Source organism: Spirillospora albida, assembly GCF_000718255.1.
In the GTDB taxonomy this organism is placed as follows: Bacteria; Actinomycetota; Actinomycetes; order Streptosporangiales; family Streptosporangiaceae; genus Spirillospora; species Spirillospora albida.
On sequence record NZ_JOFJ01000024.1, the window covers coordinates 40711 to 59379 of the forward strand.

Sequence of the window (18669 nt, forward strand, 5' to 3'; positions counted from 1 at the left end):
CCGGCGCCGCGTCACCCTGAAGTCTGACGCACGGCGCGCCCGCCCTTCCTGCGGAGGACGGCCGACCACACCGTCCGCTGGACGACGAGAGTCAGCGAGCCCGCGATGACCATGCCGGCGATGTTGACGCCGAGCTGCGTCAGCGACCCGGCGACCTCGCTGCCGTGCCGCAGGGCCAGCGCGACCGCGAGGTTGCCCGCGGCGGGGACCGTGGTGACGGAGATGAAGACGCCGACGAGCGCGGACGACTTGCCGGCGGTGAGCGAGAGCACCCCGGCGGCGCCGGCCAGCACCGCGACGATGAACGACCAGCGGTCGGGGCTGTAGATGAAGGCGGTGAGCGGCCGCTCGTCCGGCAGCCGGTCCAGCGAGATCACGCCGGCCCACCGGCCGGCGAGCGCGCAGGCGTAGGTGACGGCGACCGCGACGGTGAACCCGATGGCGAGCGTGCGGATCGCCCGGCCGATCCTGCGCGGCTGGAGGGTGATGACGCCGAGGCAGATCGCGGCGATCGCGGCGAACTCGGGGCCGAGGACCATCGCGCCGACCACGAGGATCGGCGAGTCGATCAGCGCCGCGATGCCGGCGAGCTGCGTGGCGAGCACGAGGAACACGAGGAACGCCCAGGTCAGCTGGGTCCCCTCGGTGACGTGCCGGTCGAGCTCGGCCCAGACGACGGCGTCGTCGCCGTGCCCGGGGGCGCGCTTGGACGCGACCGCCGCGGCCGTCGACATCGACAGGTCGATGTGCTCGAGGGCGATGGAGCCGTCCTCGTGCAGGCCGAGGTCGCGCAGCGCGTCCAGTATCTCGTTCGCGGACTCGCGCGCGATGTCGCAGGTCACCAGGTCGCCCTTGGGGAGCCGCGCGGCGCCGGGCAGGACGATGACGTTGGTGGCGCCGGGGAACTCCTCCAGGAGCCCGCCGACGGCGTCGGTGCGGTCGACCGGGACGATCGCTCTCAGGTGCAGCACGTCCCACATCGTGCCGGATAACGCGGCCGTACGGGGGGAGAGACCGCACCGTAGGCTTCGTGAAAAATCATCTAGTTGGTGGTGAATTGTCGATGCAGGTCCGGACGACGCTCGCGGCCCTCGCGCTGACCGCTCCCCTCGCCCTCGCGGGCTGCGAGGGGAGCGTCGGCCTGTCCGACACCGCGAGCCCCGCCCCCGGCGGCTCGCGGCCCCCGTCCGGCGCGGCCGCGGAGGCCCGCCGCGACCTGTCCGCCCTCCCCGTCAGGGCCGAGGGCGACGGCGGCGGCTACGAGCGCGGCAGGTTCGGGACGCGCTGGAAGGACACCGACCGCAACGGCTGCGACCAGCGCAACGACGTCCTCGCCCGCGACCTCGCCGACGTCGCCAAGCGCGGGAACTGCGTCGTCGTCTCCGGACGCCTGAGCGACCCCTACAGCGGCAAGACCATCACGTTCAGCAAGTCCGACGCCGCCGAGGTCCAGATCGACCACGTCTACCCGCTCGCCCTCGCCTGGCGCATGGGCGCGTCCCGCTGGAGCGAGGACCGGCGGGAGCGCTTCGCCAACGACCACGCCAACCTGCTCGCCGTCTGGGGGGTCCCGAACCGGCAGAAGAGCGACTCCGGCCCGGGCGAGTGGAAACCGCAGAAGTCCTTCCAGTGCGCCTACGCCGTCAAGTACATCGCGGTCGCCGACGAGTACGACCTCGCCGTGACCTCCGGCGACAAGGCCGCCCTGCAGACCTTCCTCGGGCGCTGCTAGCCGAGCGAGGACCGGACGACGCCGGCGAGGCGCTCGGCCACCCCCTGCGCCTGGACGTGGGACGCCGCCTCGACCATCACGCGGACCATCGGCTCCGTGCCGCTCGGCCGGATCAGGACGCGGCCGGTGTCGCCGAGCTCCGCCTCCGCCTCCGCCACGGCCGCCGCGAGCTCCGGCGACGACTTCGCGCGCGACTTGTCGACGCCCTTCACGTTGATGAGGACCTGCGGAAGCCGCGTCATCGCCTTCGCCAGCTCGTCCAGCGAACAGCCCCGCCGGACGATCGCCGCGAGCAGGTGCAGACCGGTCAGCACGCCGTCACCGGTGGTCGCGTGGTCCAGCATGATCACGTGGCCGGACTGCTCGCCGCCGAAGCCGAACCCGCCCTCCTTCATCGCCTCCAGGACGTACCGGTCGCCCACCGCGGTCTCCACCACGGTGATCCCGGCCTCCTGCATGGCGAGCTTGAACCCCAGGTTCGACATCACGGTCGCCACCACCGTGTCGGCGGCCAGCGCGCCCGCCTCCTTCAGCTCCAGCGCCAGGACCGCCATGATCTGGTCGCCGTCCACGACCTCGCCCGACCCCGTCACCGCCAGGCAGCGGTCGGCGTCGCCGTCGTTCGCGATGCCCGCGTCCGCGCCGTGCTCCCGGACCGCCGCGACCAGCGCGTCCAGATGCGTCGAACCGCAGCCCGCGTTGATGTTCAGCCCGTCCGGCGCCGTCCCGATCGAGATGACCTCCGCGCCCGCGCGGCGCAGCGCCTCCGGCGCCACCTCCGCCGACGCGCCGTTCGCGCAGTCCACGACGACGCGCAGCCCGTCCAGCGACACCGGCAGCGTCGACAGCAGATGCGCCACGTACTGCTCGACGGCGCCGTGCGCCTCCCGGACCCGGCCGACGCCCGCGCCCGTCGGCGGCTCCCACGCCTCCCCCAGCCGCGCCTCGATCCGGTCCTCGATCTCGTCCGGCAGCTTGTACCCGCTGCGGTCGAAGAACTTGATCCCGTTGTCGGGGGCCGGGTTGTGCGACGCCGACAGCATCGCGCCGAGGTCGGCGTCCAGCGTGTGCGTGAGGTACGCGACCGCCGGGGTCGGCAGCACCCCGAGCCGTAGGACGTCCACGCCCGCGCTCGCGAGGCCCGCCACGACCGCCGCCTCCAGGAACTCCCCGGACGCCCGCGGGTCGCGGCCCACCACCGCCAGCGGACGGTGCCCCTTGAACGCGCCCTCCTCGGCCAGGACCCGCGCCGCCGCGACCGACAGGTCCATGGCGAGCGGAGCGGTCAGATCGCGGTTGGCGAGCCCGCGCACGCCATCGGTCCCGAACAGACGTCCCACAGTTCAACTCCTGGAAAACGACGAAGACCGCAGAGGGGCGGGTCCCTGCGCGTGGCGCGGGCCGTCCCGTGCGGTCGAATCTAGTGGGCGCGCGTGCCGCGCCCCAGGGTCTCGCGCCCCCGGCCGCCCGTCCCCGCGGGACACGTGCCCCGCGAACGAAGGGACCGGTGTCCCGGAAACGCGGACGAGCCGCCGCCCCCGCGCCGAGGCGGGGTGCGGCGGCTCGTGCCGACGATCAACGCTTGCTGTACTGCGGCGCCTTGCGGGCCTTCTTGAGGCCGGCCTTCTTGCGCTCGGGCACCCGCGCGTCGCGGGTGAGGAACCCGGCCTTCTTCAGCGCGGGGCGGTGCTCGATGTTCGCGAACTGCAGCGCGCGGGAGATGCCGAGGCGCAGCGCACCGGCCTGGCCGGTGGTGCCGCCGCCGTTCACGCGCGCGAGCACGTCGAACTGGCCCTCCAGGCCCAGCAGGACGAACGGCTCGTTCACGATCTGCTGGTGGACCTTGTTCGGGAAGTACTGGTCCAGCGTCCGGCCGTTGATCTTCCACTGGCCGGTGCCCGGGACGATCCGGACCCGCGCGATGGCCTGCTTGCGGCGGCCGGTCCCGGCGGCCGGGCCGGTCGCGACCGGCTGGCCCAGGAACGCCTCTCCGGCGGCCTCGGGGGTCTCGGTGGTGTACTCGGACGGCGCGTCCTCGTACGAGTCGGTCTCGACGCCCTCGGCGGGCGTCTCCGTGCCGGTGGACTGGTCCACGGTTCTCCTCATCGGTCTTCTGGCCAGGGCGGCCGACCCGATCCCTCGGGTGCCCCGGCGGCCACTACTTCGGGTTCCCGCTCCGCGCCGCGGCGGTGCGGGACGCGTGCGTCACCGCACGCGCGAGGTCACTTCTTGATCTGGCTGATCTGGGTGATCTCGAAGGGGACGGGCTTCTGCGCCTGGTGCGGGTGCTCCGGGCCGCGGTAGACCTTCACCTTGCCGAACATCTTCCGGCCGAGGGAGTTCTTGGGCAGCATGCCCTTGATCGCCTTCTCGACGGCCCGCTCGGGGTTCTTCGCCAGCAGGTCACCGTAGGCCACCGAGCGCAGACCGCCCGGGTAGCCGGAGTGACGGTAGGCCTTCTTCTGCTCCAGCTTGCTGCCGGACAGCGCCACCTTGTCGGCGTTCACGATGACGACGAAGTCACCGGTGTCGAGGTGCGGCGCGTAGATCGGCTTGTGCTTACCCCGGAGCAGCTGCGCGACCTGACTGGCGAGACGGCCCAGCACGACATCGGTCGCGTCGATGACGTACCACTGACGCTGTACGTCAGCGGGCTTAGGGGTGTACGTGCGCACGGTCGTGGCCTTCGTTTCTCGTCGACTTCTCAGCGGATATCCCGCTCGCGCCGATCGATGTTCACAATCCGACCTGGCGCTCCGGGAGGCCGGGGCCCGAGCGTGCGAGAGCACAGCGGACGCGCCGACACGTCGTTGTCATGCGTCCCCACCCGCGTGCGCGGGCATGCGGACATACAACAAACCCGCAGGATACCCATCCGCGCGGGCACGGGTCAAAACAGAACGCTGTGCGGAACGCGCGGCAGACTCCCGGCCACCGTCCAGTATGCAGCATCGCCCCTCGTGCGCCGTCCGCCGGGAGGCGGCGGGGGCCTCCGGTGGCACGGAAGGATCATTTATGGGATCTTCCGTCTCGGCCGCCCGCAGCGGTATATGGTGCGGCCGACCGGTCCACGCCGGCTCCGCCGGCCCGCACCCGGGAGCCCCCACTGTCTTCCCCCCGCAGATCCGGCCACCAGGCCGACCGCCCCGATCCCCGGCACGGCGCCCCGCGCGACGGCGCGCCCCGCCGGCCCGCCGACCCCCGATCCGGCCCGCGCCGGGCCGCGCCCCCGCGCCGGGCCGCGCCCCCGCGACGGAAGGCGGGGAAGGGCCGGCTGCGGTCCGCCACCGCCGTCGGCGCCGCGGTCGCCGCGTCCGTCCTCGCGATCGGCACGGGCGTCGCGCTCGACCGGCTCGTGCTGCCCGAACTGCGCTCCGAGCCCGCCTCCGCGGCCGGTCCCGACGCGCGCCCCGTCGGCCTCGACCCGACCGGCCCGGACGCCCTGCCCACGGGTGGGGACGGCACGGACGGCGGCGCCCCCGGCGACGGCAAGCGGGGCGCGAAGCCCCGGGGCGTCACGGCGACCTCCGTCACCGACGCCCCGACGCCGCCGCTGAAGACGATGCGGGCGCCGTCGAGGCCGACGCCGACCCCCTCGAAGAGCTCCTCCGCCCCGTCCGGCGGCGGCGGCGCGCCCGCCCCGTCCACGCCCGCGGGCGGCGGCGGCATGTCCGCGGCCGAGGCCGCCGTCGTGTCGCTGACCAACGCCGAGCGGGCCAAGGAGGGCTGCCCGGCGCTGCGCGCGGACGCGCGGCTCACCACGGCGGCGCGCAGGCACTCCGCCGACATGGCCGCCAACAACTACTTCGACCACACGTCGCAGAACGGCGACAGCCCGTGGAAGCGCATGGAGGACGCCGGCTACCCGAGCCCCGGTGCCGAGAACATCGCCAAGGGCTACCCCACCGCAGCCGCGGTCGTGAAGGGCTGGATGAACAGCCCCGGGCACCGCGCCAACATCCTGAACTGCGGCCTGCGCGCGATCGGCGTCGGCAAGGCGGACGGGCCCGGCGGGCCGCTCTGGACGCAGAACTTCGGCTGGAAGTGACCATGCGAAAGGAACGGTAAGGTCCATCGCATGGGTTATCCGGGCGAACAAGGCAAAACCGGCGACTGGCCCGCTCAGCCGCCGTACGAGCCGTACGGCCCCGGAGGACGGACGCCCGAGGCGGCACCGTACGGCGATGACGCGTCCCCCTTCCGGCCGCGCGGCGACGAGCCCGTCGCGGGCGGCGCACACGGCGAGCCCGGCGCCGCCTACGGCGGGGCCGGCAGCGAGCACGTGGGGGCCGGCGCCGCCTACGGCGGGACGGGCGGCGCGTACGGCGGGGCCGATGACGGCCCCTTCGACGCGGACCCCGGCGCCTACCCACCCGACCCCTACGCGGGCGACGGGTTCGGCACGGGGCCGTACGCGCGCCCCGGCGAAGGCCGCGGGAAGCCGGAACGGCGCCGCAACCTGCCGCTCATCATCGGCGCCGCCGCCGTCGCCGGGCTCGTCCTGGTCGGCGGCGGCATCGGGCTGTCCTCCATGCTCGAGGACGACCCGAAGCCGAAGAAGCCCACCGCGCAGAGCCCCAGCCCGTCCGCGAAGCCGACGACCCCCGCGACACCGTCCGTCCCGCCGCTGGAGCCGGTCAAACTCAAGAGCCGCGCCACCGACCCGAAGCCGTTGACGCTCTCGGAGGTCTTCGGCAAGAAGACCTTCAAGGCCGGCAAGCAGAAGTACGTGCGGACGGCCTGGAACGCCAAGCGCGGCTGCACCGGCATCGTCGGCGGCGCCGCGCTCGTCACCGCCCTCAAGAAGGGCTCCTGCTCGCAGGCGCTGCGCGCCACCTACGCGCTGAGCAACGGCAAGCTGATCGGCACCGTCGGCGTCCTCAACCTCAAGACCGAGGCCGCCGCCAAGCAGGCCGTCAAGGCCGCCGCCGCGAAGGACGCCTACCTCCGGGCGCTGCCCGGCACCGGCATCACGAGGACCAACGGCAAGGGCGAGGCGCTCGGCACCTCCGAGGCGCGCGGCCACTACGTCGTGATGACCTGGGTCCAGCGGCCGGACGGCAAGAAGATAGCGTCCTCCTACCACCCTGTCGTCAGCGCGTTCGGCGCGCAGCTCGTCAAGGGCAGCGACCTCGCGTTCGCGCTCGCCTACCGGGAAACCGAAGGCAAGCCCCTCCAGAAGTGATTCGTTGAATACCCTGGCTGCTTATGTCTGGTCCTGAAGAGACCCGGGAGACCGCCCAGCAGGCGGGGACGTCGCCCGCCGCCGCGGCGCCGCCCAGCTTCGGCGGGGCGGAGACCTCGGAGGGCGCGCCGCCCACCGGGCTGCCGACGCTGCCCCCGTTCGGCCTGGAGACCCCGTGGTGGGCGTCCGACGACCCGTCGTCCGACGAGCCGCCCGGCGACATCGCGCAGGCGGCCGACACCGCGCCGCCAGCCGAACCCGCGCCGCCCGCGGAACCGATTCCCGAGCCGGACGCCGAGCAGCCGTCCGAAGCGCCCACCGAGCAGACCAGCGAGCAGCCCGTGCCGACGAGCGAGCAGTCCACCGGAACCGAGCAGGCCGCCTTCGAGCGGGCACGGGAGGCCGAGGGGGCGTCCGCGTCGCTCGCCCCCGTGCTCGTCCCGGACGCGATCCATCCGCCCGGGTTCGTCCCGCCGACCGGCAGTGGACCGCATCCCCAGATGACCCCGGCGCAGCCGGACCCCACGCCCACCGAGGCCGCCCCCGACGCGGGCGGCACGGTGATCGCCCCGGCGTACCACGCCGAGGGCGGCCGGCCGATCGACGTCCCGCCGCCGATCGACGTCCCGCCGCCGACCGGCGGCGCCGGGCGGCCGCCCACCCCGCCGACCGCCCCCGGCACGCCGAAGACCCCCGGGAGCAGACGCCGGCCGCTGCTGATCGGCGCCGGCGCGGCCGTGGTCCTCGCCGCGGCCGGCGCGCTGTTCGCGCTGAACGGATCCGGTGAGGCGAAGGACGACACCGCCCGCCAGGCCGCCGGACGCCCCGCCGGGCAGGCCACATCGGCCGCGCCCGCGAGCCCGTCCGCCTCCGCGCCCGCGCGGCCCGCGATCCCGCCGGCCAAGCCCTCGAAGATCGACAACGAGAAGACCGACAAGAGGGACCTCGCGTTCACCGACGTCTTCCCGAGCGAGGCGTTCCGGCTCGCCGGCCACGCCTACGTCCGCGACCGCTGGTCCATCAACCGGACGTACCGCTACGCGGCGAACGGCGCGATGCTCGAAGCCCTCAAGCGGGAGAAGTGCCGCAAGGTCGTCCGCGCCACCTATATCGACAAGGAACGTTCTATCGCCGTCACGTCCGGCATCGCGGTGCTGCCGACCAGGGCCGCCGCGGTCGCCGTCAGCCAGGCCGGCGACCCCGCGAAGTACGAGTGGTTCCGCGGCATGGCGGGCAAGAACTCCGCCGCCATCGACCGGGCCGGCGGATACGCCAGCTCGACCGTCCGCGGCCGGTACGTGATCTACTCCTACGTCCAGTACGCCAACGGCAAGCAGGCCCAGCCGGGCGACCCCGTCATCAAGCAGGTCGCCCAGCAGTTCCTCGACTACACCGCCAAGCCCATCGACGCCCGCCGCTAGTTTTATTCAGTTCCGGCCCACTGCGCTCGCCTGGCGGCTCGCTTCGTGACCGTTCCTGGGCGAACGCGGCATCGCTTCGCGATCTTCCCGGTGCGGCTCGCCTCCGGCTTCGCCGCACCGGTCAGGTCACGCGTTCGCGCGCGGCGTTGAGGTCCCTGGGGAGCCCCACCCTACGGGGGGGTGCGGCTTCAGAGCCGGGGCTTAGGCAGGCGGAGCCGGGGCCGGGGCCTAGGCGGGTGGGGCCTGGACGGCGGGTGGGGCGGTCGGGCGTAGTGAGCGGACCCTCCGGGTCTCCTTCGCGCGGCGGGCCAGGCTGTCGTCGTCCGGGTAGCGGATCTCTTCCAGCGACAGCCCGTGCGCCGGGGCGACGTTCACCGCGGAGTCCCGGACCCGGGCCGACAGCACCGCGGCGGGCCACTCCACGTCCCGCCGCCCGTCCCCGACCATGAGCAGCGCACCGACCAGCGCCCGCACCATCGAATGGCAGAACGCGTCGGCCTCCACCGTCGCGTACGCCAGGTACGGGTCGCGGTCGTCGCGCGTCCAGTCGTAGCGGAGCAGCTCCCGGATCGTCGTCGCGCCCTCCCGGCGGCGGCAGTACGCGGCGAAGTCGTGCTCGCCGACCATCAGCCGGGTCGCCTCGTTCATCCGCGCCAGGTTCAGCGGACGCGGATGCCACAGCACGTCGTGGCGCCGCAGCGGCTCCACCCCGAACGGGTTGTCGCAAACCCGGTACGCGTAGCGGCGCGACAGGGCGGAGAACCGGGCGTCGAACCCCTCGGGCGCGATCGACACCCGCCACACCCGGACGTCGGGGGGCAGCAGGCCCGCCAGCCGGCGCGGCATCGTCCCGTTGATCGCCGAGTAGGCGACGACGGGCACGACGACGTGCGCGACCTGGCCGCGGGCGTGGACGCCCGCGTCGGTGCGCCCGGCGACCGTGAGCATGGGCGGCGGGTCGAGCCGCAGCATCCGCGCGAGGGCGTCCTCGATGACGCCCTGCACGGTCCGCTGGTTCGGCTGCCGCGCCCAGCCCGCGAAGTCCGACCCGTCGTAGGAGATGTCGAGCCGGAGCCGTACCAGTGCGGTCATGTCAGCGGGGGTGTCCTGTTCCAAAGCCCATCCGTTCCGCCCGATGAAGCCGAATGATCATCGGGCACTCCATCGACACGCTCCCCGGTTGATCGTCGCCCCCCAGACATGGCCATGCGATCAAGTCTGGCAAAGACGAGGCCCGCCGTCCCGGAGCGGGAGCGGCGGGCCTCTTCATCATGTCGGCCGAAACCGTCAACGCTATGGCCAAGGGGATGGACGACCCCGCGTGCGCGGGGAGCGCTTTCGGCCGGCGTCGCCTACTTGGCGTCGCCTGCGGTGTCCTCGGAGGCGGCCTCGGCGGCCGTCGTGTCCTCGGTCTTCGCCGCCTCGTCCTCGGCCGGCGCCTCGGACTTGGCGGGCTTCTCGTCGGCCTTCGGCGCCGCGGCGGTCTTGGCCGCCATCGGCTCGGTGACCAGCTCGATCACCGCCATGGGGGCCGCGTCGCCCTTACGGGGGCCGATCTTGGTGATGCGCGTGTAGCCGCCCGGCCGGGCCTCGAAGGTCGGCGCGATCTCGGTGAAGAGCGTGTGGACGACGCCCTTGTCGCGGATCGTCTGGGCCACGAGGCGACGGTTGTGCAGGTCGCCGCGCTTGGCCTTCGTGATCAGCTTCTCCGCCAGCGGACGGAGCCGGCGGGCCTTCGCCTCGGTGGTGGTGATCCGGCCGTGCTCGAACAGCGCGGTGGCCAGGTTCGCCAGGATCAGCTTCTGGTGCGCCGCGGAGCCGCCGAGGCGGGCGCCCTTGGTGGGCTGAGGCATGCTGCTTCCTTCCTGCACCGGCCGTACCAGGTACCGGTGTCAGCTGGTTCCGGAACGGCCGGGGAACGCGCCCCCGGCCGTCCGGACTCGGGTTTCTAGTACTGCTCGGTCTCGGCGTAGCTCTGGTCGTCGTCGCTGTAGGCGTCGGCCGCCGCGCTCGGGTCGAACCCGGGCGGGGAGTCCTTCAGCGACAGGCCCATGTCGTTGAGCTTCTGCTTGACCTCTTCGATCGACTTCGCGCCGAAGTTGCGGATGTCGAGCAGGTCCTGCTCGCTGCGGGCCACGAGCTCGCCCACGGAGTGGATGCCCTCGCGCTTCAGGCAGTTGTAGGAGCGGACCGTGAGGTTCAGCTCCTCGATCGGCAGAGCCAGGTCCGCGGCGAGCGCGGCGTCCGTCGGGGACGGGCCCATGTCGATGCCCTCGGCCTCGACGTTGAGCTCCCGGGCCAGGCCGAACAGCTCGACGAGGGTCTTGCCGGCGGACGCGACCGCGTCGCGCGGCAGCATCGAGTGCTTGGTCTCGACGTCCACGATCAGGCGGTCGAAGTCGGTGCGCTGCTCGACTCGGGTCGCCTCGACCTTGTACGTGACCTTCAGCACCGGGGAGTAGATGGAGTCGATCGGGATCCGGCCGATCTCCTGCCCCGGCTGCTTGTTCTGGGCGGCGGAGACGTAGCCGCGGCCGCGCTCGACCGTCAGCTCCATCTCCAGCTTGGCCTTGTTGTTCAGCGTGGCGATGCGCAGGTCGGGGTTGTGGACCTCGACACCGGCCGGCGGCGCGATGTCGGCCGCCGTCACCTCGCCCGGGCCCTGCTTGCGCAGGTACATGACCACGGGCTCGTCGTGCTCGGACGAGACGACGAGCTCCTTGAGGTTCAAGATGACGTCGGTGACGTCCTCCTTGACCCCGGGCACGGTGGAGAACTCGTGCAGGACGCCCTCGATCCGGATGCTGGTGACGGCCGAACCGGGGATCGAGGAGAGCAGGGTACGACGCAGCGAGTTGCCGATCGTGTAGCCGAAGCCCGGCTCCAGCGGCTCGATGGTGAACCGGGACCGGTACTCGTCGACCTGCTCTTCGGTGAGAGTCGGACGCTGAGCGATGAGCATGGTTTCGCCTTCTTCCCGCGGTGCCCGCTATTTGACGACCGCGTTCTGGAGTGTTCCCCGTCCCGCCGGGATCCCACGGGAAAGACCCGCGGAATCCCGGCGGACGGGACGAGCCCTACTTGGAGTAGAGCTCGACGATCAGCTGCTCCTGGACGGGAGCGTCGATCTGCTGCCGGACCGGCAGGGAGTGCACGAGGATCCGCATGCGGTCCGCGTCCAGCCCCAGCCACGCCGGGACCGGGCGCTCGCCGGCCTCGGCCTTGGCGACCTGGAACGGCGTCATCTCGAGCGACTTGCTCTTGACGTCGATGATGTCGGCCTCGCTCACCAGGAACGACGGGATGTCGACCTTCTTGCCGTTGACCCGGATGTGGCCGTGGCGGATGAGCTGGCGGGCCATGTCGCGGGACTTCGAGAAGCCCGCGCGGTAGACCACGTTGTCGAGCCGGCGCTCCAGCAGCGTGAGCAGGTTGTCACCCGTCTTGCCCTGCTGGCGGTTCGCCTCGACGTAGTAGTTGCTGAACTGGCGCTCCAGAATGCCGTAGATGCGCTTGGCCTTCTGCTTCTCGCGCAGCTGGAGGAGGTACTCGGTCTCCTTCGGCCGACCGCGACCGTGCTCACCCGGCGGGTAGGGACGGATCTCGATCGGGCACTTCGGGCCCTCGCACTTGCTGCCCTTGAGGAACAGCTTCATCTTCTCGCGGCGGCAGAGCTTGCAGTCCGCACCGGTGTAACGAGCCATTGTTCTGTGATCTCCCCTGCTCAGACGCGCCGGCGCTTCGGCGGACGGCAGCCGTTGTGCGGGACGGGCGTGACGTCCTGGATCGAGCCCACCTCGAGGCCGGTCGCCTGCAGCGAGCGGATGGCGGTCTCGCGGCCCGAGCCCGGGCCCTTCACGAAGACGTCGACCTTGCGCATGCCGTGTTCCATCGCGCGCCGGGCGGCGGCCTCGGCGGCCTGCTGCGCGGCGAACGGGGTCGACTTGCGCGAGCCCTTGAAGCCCACGTGGCCCGAGGAGGCCCAGGAGATCACGTTGCCGTTGGGGTCGGTGATCGAGACGATCGTGTTGTTGAACGTGCTCTTGATGTGGGCGTGCCCGTGAGCGACGTTCTTCTTTTCCTTGCGGCGCACCTTTTTGGCGCCGACACGGCTCTTAGGAGGCATCTGCTCTCTCTATCTTCGAGGTCATCGATCCGGAGGACCGACTCCGGACTACTTCTTGCCGGCCTTCTTCTTGCCGGCCACGGTCTTCTTCTTGCCCTTGCGGGTGCGCGCGTTGGTCTGGGTGCGCTGACCGTGGACGGGGAGCCCGCGGCGGTGCCGGATGCCCTGGTAGCAACCGATCTCGATCTTGCGGCGGATGTCCGCCTGGATCTCGCGGCGCAGGTCACCCTCGATCTTGTAGTTCGCCTCGATCCAGTCGCGCAGCTTGACCAGCTCGTCATCGCCGAGCTGGTGGACCCGCAGGTCCCCGCTGATGCCGGTGCCCGCGAGGGTCTCCAGCGCGCGCGTCCGGCCGATGCCGAAGACGTAGGTGAGAGCGACCTCGAGGCGCTTGTCGCGCGGGAGGTCGACGCCGAGAAGGCGTGCCATGTGGGCAGTTCCCTTCATGTCGCGGAGGTATGGACACATCGCGTCCGCACACACCCTGCCCGGGTGGCGGCCTCGGCCTCCTGCGTTCCGAGGGTGGTCCCTTCACACAGCGGTGCCGTACGTCCCCGGGATCCGGGAAACGTACGGCGACCGTGTGAAGGCTGCGATGCGCTTGCCTGGTAGGGCCGGAATCAGCCCTGACGCTGCTTGTGGCGCGGGTCGGAGCAGATCACCATGACCCGGCCGTGCCGGCGGATGACGCGGCACTTGTTGCAGATCTTCTTGACGCTCGGCTTGACCTTCACTGGGTCTCCTAAGGATCAGGGTCACCCCTGCGCCGCCACGCACAGGGAAGGCAACCCCAGTGGGATTTACTTGTAGCGGTAGACGATGCGACCGCGCGTGAGGTCGTAGGGACTCAGCTCCACAACGACGCGGTCGTCCGGCAGGATCCGGATGTAGTGCATCCTCATCTTGCCGCTGATGTGGGCGAGCACCTTGTGCCCGTTGTCGAGTTCGACCCGGAACATGGCGTTCGGGAGGGACTCGATGACGGTGCCCTCGATCTCGATGGCCCCTTCTTTCTTGGGCATGTCCTCCGCGCTTCGCTATCGACTCACTGGACGAACGGCCCGGCGCTCCCGAAGGAGACACGGCCGCACCCACGTCACGGCGCGATAGCGCTGAGCACAGGGATTCAGGCGGCCGACAACGGACCGACACAGGAGTGTACGCCACCCGGCCACCGAATGCGAAATTGTCGCACGATACGGCTGCGGAGACTGCTCCCGACACAAGCATACCCCGGCGCTCCGTTGTACCTTTCAGTATGAAGCCGGATGCGGGGCCGGCGACGCGGGCGGTCCGACAGCCCGCCGGGAGTGCGGAATTCGAGGGAGGGTCGGCATGCCGGGCTACGATTTCGCGCTGATCCTCAGCCGCCCCTACTACGAGGACGAACTCGACCCCCTGTTCGACCGGACCCACGGAGCGGTCACCGTTTCGATCATCGGCGAGGCGCAACACGCCGAACGCACCGGCAGCGCGACATGTTCCTGGGAGGGCCGCACCCTCGCCGCCGCGATCATGGAGATCGTCGAGCACGTCGAGGCCAGCGCCCCCGGCCTGCACGTCCTCCAGGTCGAGGCCGATCCGCTGATGACGATCCGCGACATCGCCGAGCGCGTCGGCCGCTCGTTCGACTCCGTCCGCCTCGCCATCACCGGCGCCCGCGGCCCGGGCGGCTTCCCCGCGTCCGAGATGTCCACCGCCGGGCACCGCCTGTGGCGCTGGTCGAAGGTGGCCGCCTGGTACGGCCTTGACGACCCGCAGCTCGTCGAGGCCAAGCCGACCGTCCAGGCGATCAACGGCTGGCTGGCCCTGCGCGGCGTGGTCCCCGACGTGGCCCCCGCCGCCGCCGATGTGACCTCCGCCCTGTCCCTCGTGATCCCCCACGTCGCCTGACGCGATAGAACGTCTCAGATCAGGACGAGTCGACAGTTCGGCGGTCCGGCGCGAAGATCGTCTCTGCGCCCGGACCCGCGGGCGGCGTCGACGGCGACCCCGGGATGCCCCGACGCGCGGGTCCGTGATGTGCTTGAGCAAGGGGGAAAGAGATCAATGGCGATCATCGCGCAGCTGAGCGATATCCACCTCGCGGCCGGACGCGACGGTGAGGTGGACGACGCGTCCGGCCCGGTGAGGGCGCTCCGCGCCGCCGTGTCGAGCCTGCTGTCGCTGCCCGCGCGGCCGGACGCGGTGGTGCTCACCGGCGACCTCGCCGACGGGGGCCTGCCCGCGGAGTACGCGCGGCTGCACGCCCTGCTGTCCCCGCTGCCGATGGCGGTCTACCCGATGGCCGGCAACCACGACGACAGGGACGCGCTCCGGGCCGCGTTCAACGACGAGCCCGCGGTGCGGGAGAGCGGGATCGAGCCGCAGGCGCCGCTCCAGTACGCCGTGGACGTGGCGGGCGTCCGGCTGGTCTGCTGCGACACCACCGTCGAGGGCCGGCCGCACGGGCACATGGGCGAGGAGCGGCTGGCCTGGCTGGACGCGACCCTCTCCAACGCCCCCGGGATGCCCACGATCGTCGCCACGCACCACCCGCCGTTCCCCATCGGGATCCGGTTCATCGACGACATGCGGTTCATCGACCCCACCGGGTTCACCGCGGTCCTCGCACAGCACCCGCAGGTCGTCCGGGTGATCTCGGGCCATGTGCACCGGGCCGCGGTCGGATCGCTCGGCGGGACGGTCGGCACCACGTGCCCCAGCACGTACCGGCAGCTGTTCCTCGACCTGACGCGCCCGGGACGCGCCGCCGTCACCGGGGAGCCCGCGGGGTTCGCCGTGCACCTCGTCACCACGGAGGGCGCGGCCACCACCCACTTCATCCCGACCGGGAACTACCGGCCCCTCATGGACGTGGAATAGCGCTCAGTCGCGGCGGCGCGGGCCGAGGACCGTTCCGACGGCCAGGACCGCGCCCCACGGCCCCGCCACCCACAGCCACCACGGGTACAGCCCGCCGCCGGTGACGGCGACGATCGCCCAGATCGTGAAGCAGATCGCGCTGACCGTCGCCCAGGACGCCCACGCGGCCCGCGCGCCGGCCCGGGTCAACTCCCCCGCCGACCGGACGGCCGGCGGCCCCGGCTTCGGCTGGGACGCCGGGACGGGCAGCTGGTACAGGTCCTCTTCGGGCAGGTCGGCGGTGACGCGCTGGAGGTCGCCGAGGGTCTTCGCCGCGTAGACGGCCTCCAGCCGCTCGTCGAGCTCGTCGATCGAGATCCGGCCCTCGCCGCAGTGCTCGCGCAGCGCGGACGCGACGCGGTCGCGGTCGGCGTCCGACGCCCGGAGATCGGGATTCGGCGGCATGTGCGCCCTCCGCTCGCTAGGACTTGCGCTCGCCGTCCGGCTCGGCGAACCACTCCCGGCCCTCGTCGAGGGCCGTGAGCACCCGGGGCCCGTCCTCGGTGACGGCGAAGGTGTGCTCGAAGTGCGCCGAGTGGCGGCCGTCAGTGGTGACAACGGTCCAGCCGTCGTCGAGTTCCAGGCTGTCCTTCGTGCCGAGGTTCACCATCGGCTCGACCGCGAAGCACATCCCGGGCACCAGGACCGGGCCGTGGCCCGGCTCGCCGTGGTTAGGGATCAACGGGTCCATGTGCATCTCCGTGCCGATGCCGTGCCCGCCGTAGCCCTCCACGATGCCGTACGGGCCCTGAGAGCGCACGTAGGACTCGATCGCGTGCGACATGTCGGTGAGCCTGGCCCCGGCCCGTCCGGCCGCGAGACCGCGCCACAGGGCCGCCTCGGTCACGTCCAGGAGCCGCTGGAGCTCCGGGGTGATCTCCCCGACCGGCACGGTCACCGCGGCGTCGCCGTGCCAGCCCTCGACGATCGCGCCGCAGTCGATCGAGATGACGTCGCCGTCCCGCAGCCGCTTGTCCGGCCGCGGAATGCCGTGGACGATCTCCTCGTTGACGGACGCGCAGATCGTCCCGGTGAAACCGTGATAGCCCAGGAAGGACGGGACGCCGCCGTTGTCGCGGATGTGCGCCTCGGCGATCGCGTCGAGCTCCAGCGTGCTGATGCCGGGCTTCACCGCGTCCCGCAGCACCTGCAGGGTCCGGCCGACCAGCAGCCCGGCAGCCCGCATCAGCTCGACCTGCTCGGCCGTCTTCACCTGGATCGCGGGTCTGCGCCGCTTGAACATCTCTCCCCCTGGAAGGCTCCGCCGGAGCCGCCGTCCACCCGGCCCCGGCCGGTGGGCGCGGGGCCGCCGTCGCGCCCCCGCGCCGCCGTCACTTCTCCAGCGGGCGCAGCGCCGACAGGGCGCGCTTCGTCACCTCTTCGACGGGCCCGGTCGCGTCGATGCCGACCAGAATGCCCTCGTCCGCATAGAACTGCACCAGCGGGGCGGTCTGTTCCCCATAGACCTCGAGGCGCCGCCGGACGACGTCCTCCTTGTCGTCGTCGCGCTGGAACAGGTGCCCGCCGCAGTCGTCGCAGATGTCGTCCTTCTTGTCGTCGAAGTCGACGTGCCAGATGCGGCCGCACTTCTTGCAGGTGCGCCGGCCGGACAGCCGCCGGACGACCTCGTCCTCGTCGACCACGAGCTCGAGCACCATGTCGAGCCCGAGGGACCACTCGGTGAGGATCTTCTTGAGCGTCTCCGCCTGGGGAACGTTGCGCGGGAAGCCGTCGAGCAGGAAGCCGTCCTGCGCGTCGTCCTCGCCGAGCCGGTCGCGCACCATCGCGATCGTGACCTCGTCGGGGACGAGCTCGCCGCGGTCCATGTACTGCTTGGCCAGCCGGCCGAGCTCGGTGCCGCCGCTCACGTTGGCGCGGAAGATGTCACCTGTCGAGATCTTCGGGATGGACAGATGCGATGCGATGAACTGGGCCTGCGTCCCCTTGCCCGCTCCAGGGGGGCCCACCAGCACGATACGCACTACCGGAGGAAGCCCTCGTAGTTGCGCTGCTGCAGCTGACTCTCGATCTGCTTCACGGTATCCAGTCCGACGCCGACGACGATGAGGATGCTCGCGCCGCCGAAGGGGAACTCCTGGGTCGCCTTCAGGAGTGCGAAGGCCACCATGGGAACGAGGGACACGAGCCCCAGGTAGAGCGCACCGGGTGTGGTGATCCGGGTCAGCACGTAGTCGAGGTATTCGGCGGTCGGCCGCCCCGGACGGATACCTGGGATGAAACCACCATACTTCTTCATGTTGTCGGCGACTTCAGTGGGGTTGAAGGTGATCGCCACATAGAAGTACGTGAAGAAGATGATCAGGACGAAGTAGATCCCCATGTGCCAGGCGTTGTCCTGCTGGAGATACGGCTGGACCTTCTGCAGCCACTTGGTGTTCGGCCACAGCTGGGTCGCGAGCACCGGCAGGTACAGCAGCGAGGACGCGAAGATGATCGGGATGATGCCGGCCTGGTTGACCTTCAGCGGGATGTACGTCGAGGTCCCGCCGTACATGCGGCGTCCGACCATCCGCTTGGCGTACTGGACGGGGATGCGCCGCTGCGCCTGCTCGACGAACACGACACCGGCCATGATCGCCAGACCCACGAGGATCACGAGCGCGAACACGAACCCGTTCTTCGTCTTGTAGATGCTCCAGAACTGGGCCGGGAACACCGCGACGACCTGGGTGAAGATCAGGATGGACATGCCGTTGCCGACGCCGCGGTCGGTGACCAGCTCGCCCAGCCACATGATGACCGTGGTGCCCGCCACCATCGTGATGACCATCACGATGATCGGGAACAGGCCCTTCTCGTACAGGACCTCGTCCCCGCCCGACACGCCCTGGAAGAGCTGCCCGGTGCTGGCCATGGCCACGATGCCGGTCGCCTGCAGGATCGCCAGCCCGACGGTCAGGTAGCGGGTGTACTGGGTGATCTTCGTCGTGCCGGACTGGCCCTCCTTCTTGAGGGCCTCCAGCCGCGGGATCACCACCGTCAGCAGCTGCAGGATGATACTGGCCGTGATGTACGGCATGATGCCGAGCGCGAAGATCGACAGCTTCAGCAGCGCGCCGCCGCTGAAGAGGTCGACGAGCCCGTAGAGCTGGTTGCTCTCCTTGGCCGCGTCGGCGGTGTCCTTCAGCACCTTCACGTTCACGTTCGGGGTCGGGAACACCGAACCGAGCCGGAACACCAAGATGATGAACAGCGTGAACAACAGCTTTTTACGCAGGTCAGGCGTACGGAAAGCCCGAGCGAACGCGGTCAGCACCATTCCTCCTGCGCGACTGGCGAA

General features: G+C 71.3%; 22 protein-coding genes. 6 read left to right on the forward strand and 16 right to left on the reverse strand.

All coding sequences use genetic code 11. The features are described 5' to 3' along the window. Nucleotides 1–11: 11 nt before the first annotated feature. Entirely contained in the window at nucleotides 12–971 is a 960-nt protein-coding gene (locus tag IE99_RS0125395) for a DUF389 domain-containing protein (RefSeq protein WP_030176022.1), read from the reverse strand. Nucleotides 972–1063: 92 nt separating this feature from the next. Between IE99_RS0125395 and IE99_RS0125400 the strand changes: the two genes are divergently transcribed. Then, entirely contained in the window at nucleotides 1064–1732 is a 669-nt protein-coding gene (locus IE99_RS0125400) for an HNH endonuclease family protein (protein ID WP_030176025.1), read from the forward strand. On the opposite strand, the gene glmM is transcribed toward IE99_RS0125400, so the two are convergent. From glmM to rplM, 3 genes are all read right to left on the reverse strand, one after another. Beyond that, entirely contained in the window at nucleotides 1729–3072 is a 1344-nt protein-coding gene (glmM, locus tag IE99_RS0125405; RefSeq protein WP_030176028.1) for a phosphoglucosamine mutase, read from the reverse strand. The two genes, IE99_RS0125400 and glmM, sit on opposite strands and share 4 nt — an antisense overlap. Nucleotides 3073–3307: 235 nt before the next feature. After that, nucleotides 3308–3826 (reverse strand): 30S ribosomal protein S9, encoded by a 519-nt coding sequence (gene rpsI, locus IE99_RS0125410; protein WP_084219933.1) that lies wholly within the window; start codon nucleotides 3824–3826, stop codon nucleotides 3308–3310. Between the two features lie 128 nt (nucleotides 3827–3954). After that, complete coding sequence (rplM, locus tag IE99_RS0125415) at nucleotides 3955–4407, reverse strand: 50S ribosomal protein L13 (RefSeq protein ID WP_030176034.1); 453 nt, start codon at nucleotides 4405–4407, stop codon at nucleotides 3955–3957. A gap of 320 nt (nucleotides 4408–4727) precedes the next feature. On the opposite strand from rplM, the gene IE99_RS32130 reads away from it, so the two are divergent. From IE99_RS32130 to IE99_RS0125430, 3 genes are read left to right on the forward strand one after another with little or no spacing between them, the layout of a single operon-like run. After that, the gene (locus tag IE99_RS32130; RefSeq protein WP_169744480.1) at nucleotides 4728–5780 is read left to right on the forward strand and encodes a CAP domain-containing protein; all 1053 of its coding nucleotides are present in this window, start codon (nucleotides 4728–4730) and stop codon (nucleotides 5778–5780) included. 30 nt (nucleotides 5781–5810) lie between these two features. After that, on the forward strand, nucleotides 5811–6917 hold the full coding sequence (locus IE99_RS0125425; RefSeq protein ID WP_030176040.1) for a hypothetical protein: 1107 nt from the start codon (nucleotides 5811–5813) through the stop codon (nucleotides 6915–6917). A 23-nt stretch (nucleotides 6918–6940) separates the two neighbouring features. Further along, complete coding sequence (locus tag IE99_RS0125430; protein WP_030176043.1) at nucleotides 6941–8338, forward strand: hypothetical protein; 1398 nt, start codon at nucleotides 6941–6943, stop codon at nucleotides 8336–8338. 228 nt (nucleotides 8339–8566) lie between these two features. Here IE99_RS0125430 and truA read toward each other — a convergent pair whose 3' ends face one another. The 8 genes from truA to infA form a co-directional block, all read right to left on the reverse strand. Beyond that, nucleotides 8567–9430, reverse strand: coding sequence for a tRNA pseudouridine(38-40) synthase TruA (truA, locus tag IE99_RS0125435; RefSeq protein ID WP_030176046.1), 864 nt, complete (start codon nucleotides 9428–9430; stop codon nucleotides 8567–8569). Nucleotides 9431–9690: 260 nt separating this feature from the next. Further along, nucleotides 9691–10191 carry a 50S ribosomal protein L17 gene (rplQ, locus tag IE99_RS0125440; protein WP_030176049.1) on the reverse strand — a complete coding sequence of 167 codons (501 nt, stop codon included), beginning with the start codon at nucleotides 10189–10191 and terminating at the stop codon, nucleotides 9691–9693. 95 nt (nucleotides 10192–10286) lie between these two features. Next, nucleotides 10287–11300 carry a DNA-directed RNA polymerase subunit alpha gene (locus IE99_RS0125445; protein ID WP_030176062.1) on the reverse strand — a complete coding sequence of 338 codons (1014 nt, stop codon included), beginning with the start codon at nucleotides 11298–11300 and terminating at the stop codon, nucleotides 10287–10289. Nucleotides 11301–11415: 115 nt separating this feature from the next. Further along, a complete protein-coding gene (rpsD, locus tag IE99_RS0125450) occupies nucleotides 11416–12042 on the reverse strand; it encodes a 30S ribosomal protein S4 (RefSeq protein ID WP_030176065.1) in 627 nt (208 codons plus the stop codon). Between the two features lie 20 nt (nucleotides 12043–12062). Then, a complete protein-coding gene (rpsK, locus tag IE99_RS0125455) occupies nucleotides 12063–12464 on the reverse strand; it encodes a 30S ribosomal protein S11 (protein WP_021596710.1) in 402 nt (133 codons plus the stop codon). A 48-nt stretch (nucleotides 12465–12512) separates the two neighbouring features. Beyond that, nucleotides 12513–12893 carry a 30S ribosomal protein S13 gene (rpsM, locus tag IE99_RS0125460; protein ID WP_030176069.1) on the reverse strand — a complete coding sequence of 127 codons (381 nt, stop codon included), beginning with the start codon at nucleotides 12891–12893 and terminating at the stop codon, nucleotides 12513–12515. Between the two features lie 191 nt (nucleotides 12894–13084). Further along, the gene (gene rpmJ / locus IE99_RS0125465) at nucleotides 13085–13198 is read right to left on the reverse strand and encodes a 50S ribosomal protein L36 (protein ID WP_021596712.1); all 114 of its coding nucleotides are present in this window, start codon (nucleotides 13196–13198) and stop codon (nucleotides 13085–13087) included. 66 nt (nucleotides 13199–13264) lie between these two features. Continuing rightward, nucleotides 13265–13486 carry a translation initiation factor IF-1 gene (infA, locus tag IE99_RS0125470; RefSeq protein ID WP_018657567.1) on the reverse strand — a complete coding sequence of 74 codons (222 nt, stop codon included), beginning with the start codon at nucleotides 13484–13486 and terminating at the stop codon, nucleotides 13265–13267. 313 nt (nucleotides 13487–13799) lie between these two features. Between infA and IE99_RS0125475 the strand changes: the two genes are divergently transcribed. Next, nucleotides 13800–14357: a hypothetical protein gene (locus tag IE99_RS0125475; protein WP_030176075.1), complete on the forward strand. Its 558-nt coding sequence runs from the start codon at nucleotides 13800–13802 to the stop codon at nucleotides 14355–14357. A gap of 156 nt (nucleotides 14358–14513) precedes the next feature. After that, a complete protein-coding gene (locus IE99_RS0125480; RefSeq protein WP_030176078.1) occupies nucleotides 14514–15329 on the forward strand; it encodes a phosphodiesterase in 816 nt (271 codons plus the stop codon). 3 nt (nucleotides 15330–15332) lie between these two features. Here IE99_RS0125480 and IE99_RS0125485 read toward each other — a convergent pair whose 3' ends face one another. The 4 genes from IE99_RS0125485 to secY form a co-directional block, all read right to left on the reverse strand. After that, the gene (locus IE99_RS0125485; RefSeq protein ID WP_030176090.1) at nucleotides 15333–15773 is read right to left on the reverse strand and encodes a DUF1707 SHOCT-like domain-containing protein; all 441 of its coding nucleotides are present in this window, start codon (nucleotides 15771–15773) and stop codon (nucleotides 15333–15335) included. A 16-nt stretch (nucleotides 15774–15789) separates the two neighbouring features. After that, nucleotides 15790–16611, reverse strand: coding sequence for a type I methionyl aminopeptidase (gene map, locus IE99_RS0125490; protein WP_030176093.1), 822 nt, complete (start codon nucleotides 16609–16611; stop codon nucleotides 15790–15792). Between the two features lie 88 nt (nucleotides 16612–16699). Beyond that, nucleotides 16700–17350, reverse strand: a complete 651-nt coding sequence (locus IE99_RS0125495; protein WP_030176095.1) for an adenylate kinase — start codon at nucleotides 17348–17350, stop codon at nucleotides 16700–16702. Next, nucleotides 17350–18648 (reverse strand): preprotein translocase subunit SecY, encoded by a 1299-nt coding sequence (secY, locus tag IE99_RS0125500; RefSeq protein ID WP_425423857.1) that lies wholly within the window; start codon nucleotides 18646–18648, stop codon nucleotides 17350–17352. The genes IE99_RS0125495 and secY overlap by 1 nt, the downstream gene beginning before the upstream one ends. Nucleotides 18649–18669 lie beyond the last annotated feature (21 nt).

Excerpts from the sequence above, each read along its gene's own strand:
- IE99_RS0125400 (WP_030176025.1), top strand. The coding sequence starts at position 1,064 with ATGCAGGTCCGGACGACGCTCGCGGCCCTCGCGCTGACCGCTCCCCTC.
- IE99_RS0125425 (WP_030176040.1), top strand. The coding sequence starts at position 5,811 with ATGGGTTATCCGGGCGAACAAGGCAAAACCGGCGACTGGCCCGCTCAG.
- IE99_RS0125430 (WP_030176043.1), top strand. The coding sequence starts at position 6,941 with ATGTCTGGTCCTGAAGAGACCCGGGAGACCGCCCAGCAGGCGGGGACG.
- truA (WP_030176046.1), bottom strand. The coding sequence starts at position 9,430 with ATGACCGCACTGGTACGGCTCCGGCTCGACATCTCCTACGACGGGTCG.
- rplQ (WP_030176049.1), bottom strand. The coding sequence starts at position 10,191 with ATGCCTCAGCCCACCAAGGGCGCCCGCCTCGGCGGCTCCGCGGCGCAC.
- IE99_RS0125445 (WP_030176062.1), bottom strand. The coding sequence starts at position 11,300 with ATGCTCATCGCTCAGCGTCCGACTCTCACCGAAGAGCAGGTCGACGAG.
- rpsD (WP_030176065.1), bottom strand. The coding sequence starts at position 12,042 with ATGGCTCGTTACACCGGTGCGGACTGCAAGCTCTGCCGCCGCGAGAAG.
- rpsK (WP_021596710.1), bottom strand. The coding sequence starts at position 12,464 with ATGCCTCCTAAGAGCCGTGTCGGCGCCAAAAAGGTGCGCCGCAAGGAA.
- rpsM (WP_030176069.1), bottom strand. The coding sequence starts at position 12,893 with ATGGCACGCCTTCTCGGCGTCGACCTCCCGCGCGACAAGCGCCTCGAG.
- infA (WP_018657567.1), bottom strand. The coding sequence starts at position 13,486 with ATGCCCAAGAAAGAAGGGGCCATCGAGATCGAGGGCACCGTCATCGAG.
- IE99_RS0125475 (WP_030176075.1), top strand. The coding sequence starts at position 13,800 with ATGCCGGGCTACGATTTCGCGCTGATCCTCAGCCGCCCCTACTACGAG.
- IE99_RS0125480 (WP_030176078.1), top strand. The coding sequence starts at position 14,514 with ATGGCGATCATCGCGCAGCTGAGCGATATCCACCTCGCGGCCGGACGC.
- IE99_RS0125485 (WP_030176090.1), bottom strand. The coding sequence starts at position 15,773 with ATGCCGCCGAATCCCGATCTCCGGGCGTCGGACGCCGACCGCGACCGC.
- map (WP_030176093.1), bottom strand. The coding sequence starts at position 16,611 with ATGTTCAAGCGGCGCAGACCCGCGATCCAGGTGAAGACGGCCGAGCAG.
- secY (WP_425423857.1), bottom strand. The coding sequence starts at position 18,648 with ATGGTGCTGACCGCGTTCGCTCGGGCTTTCCGTACGCCTGACCTGCGT.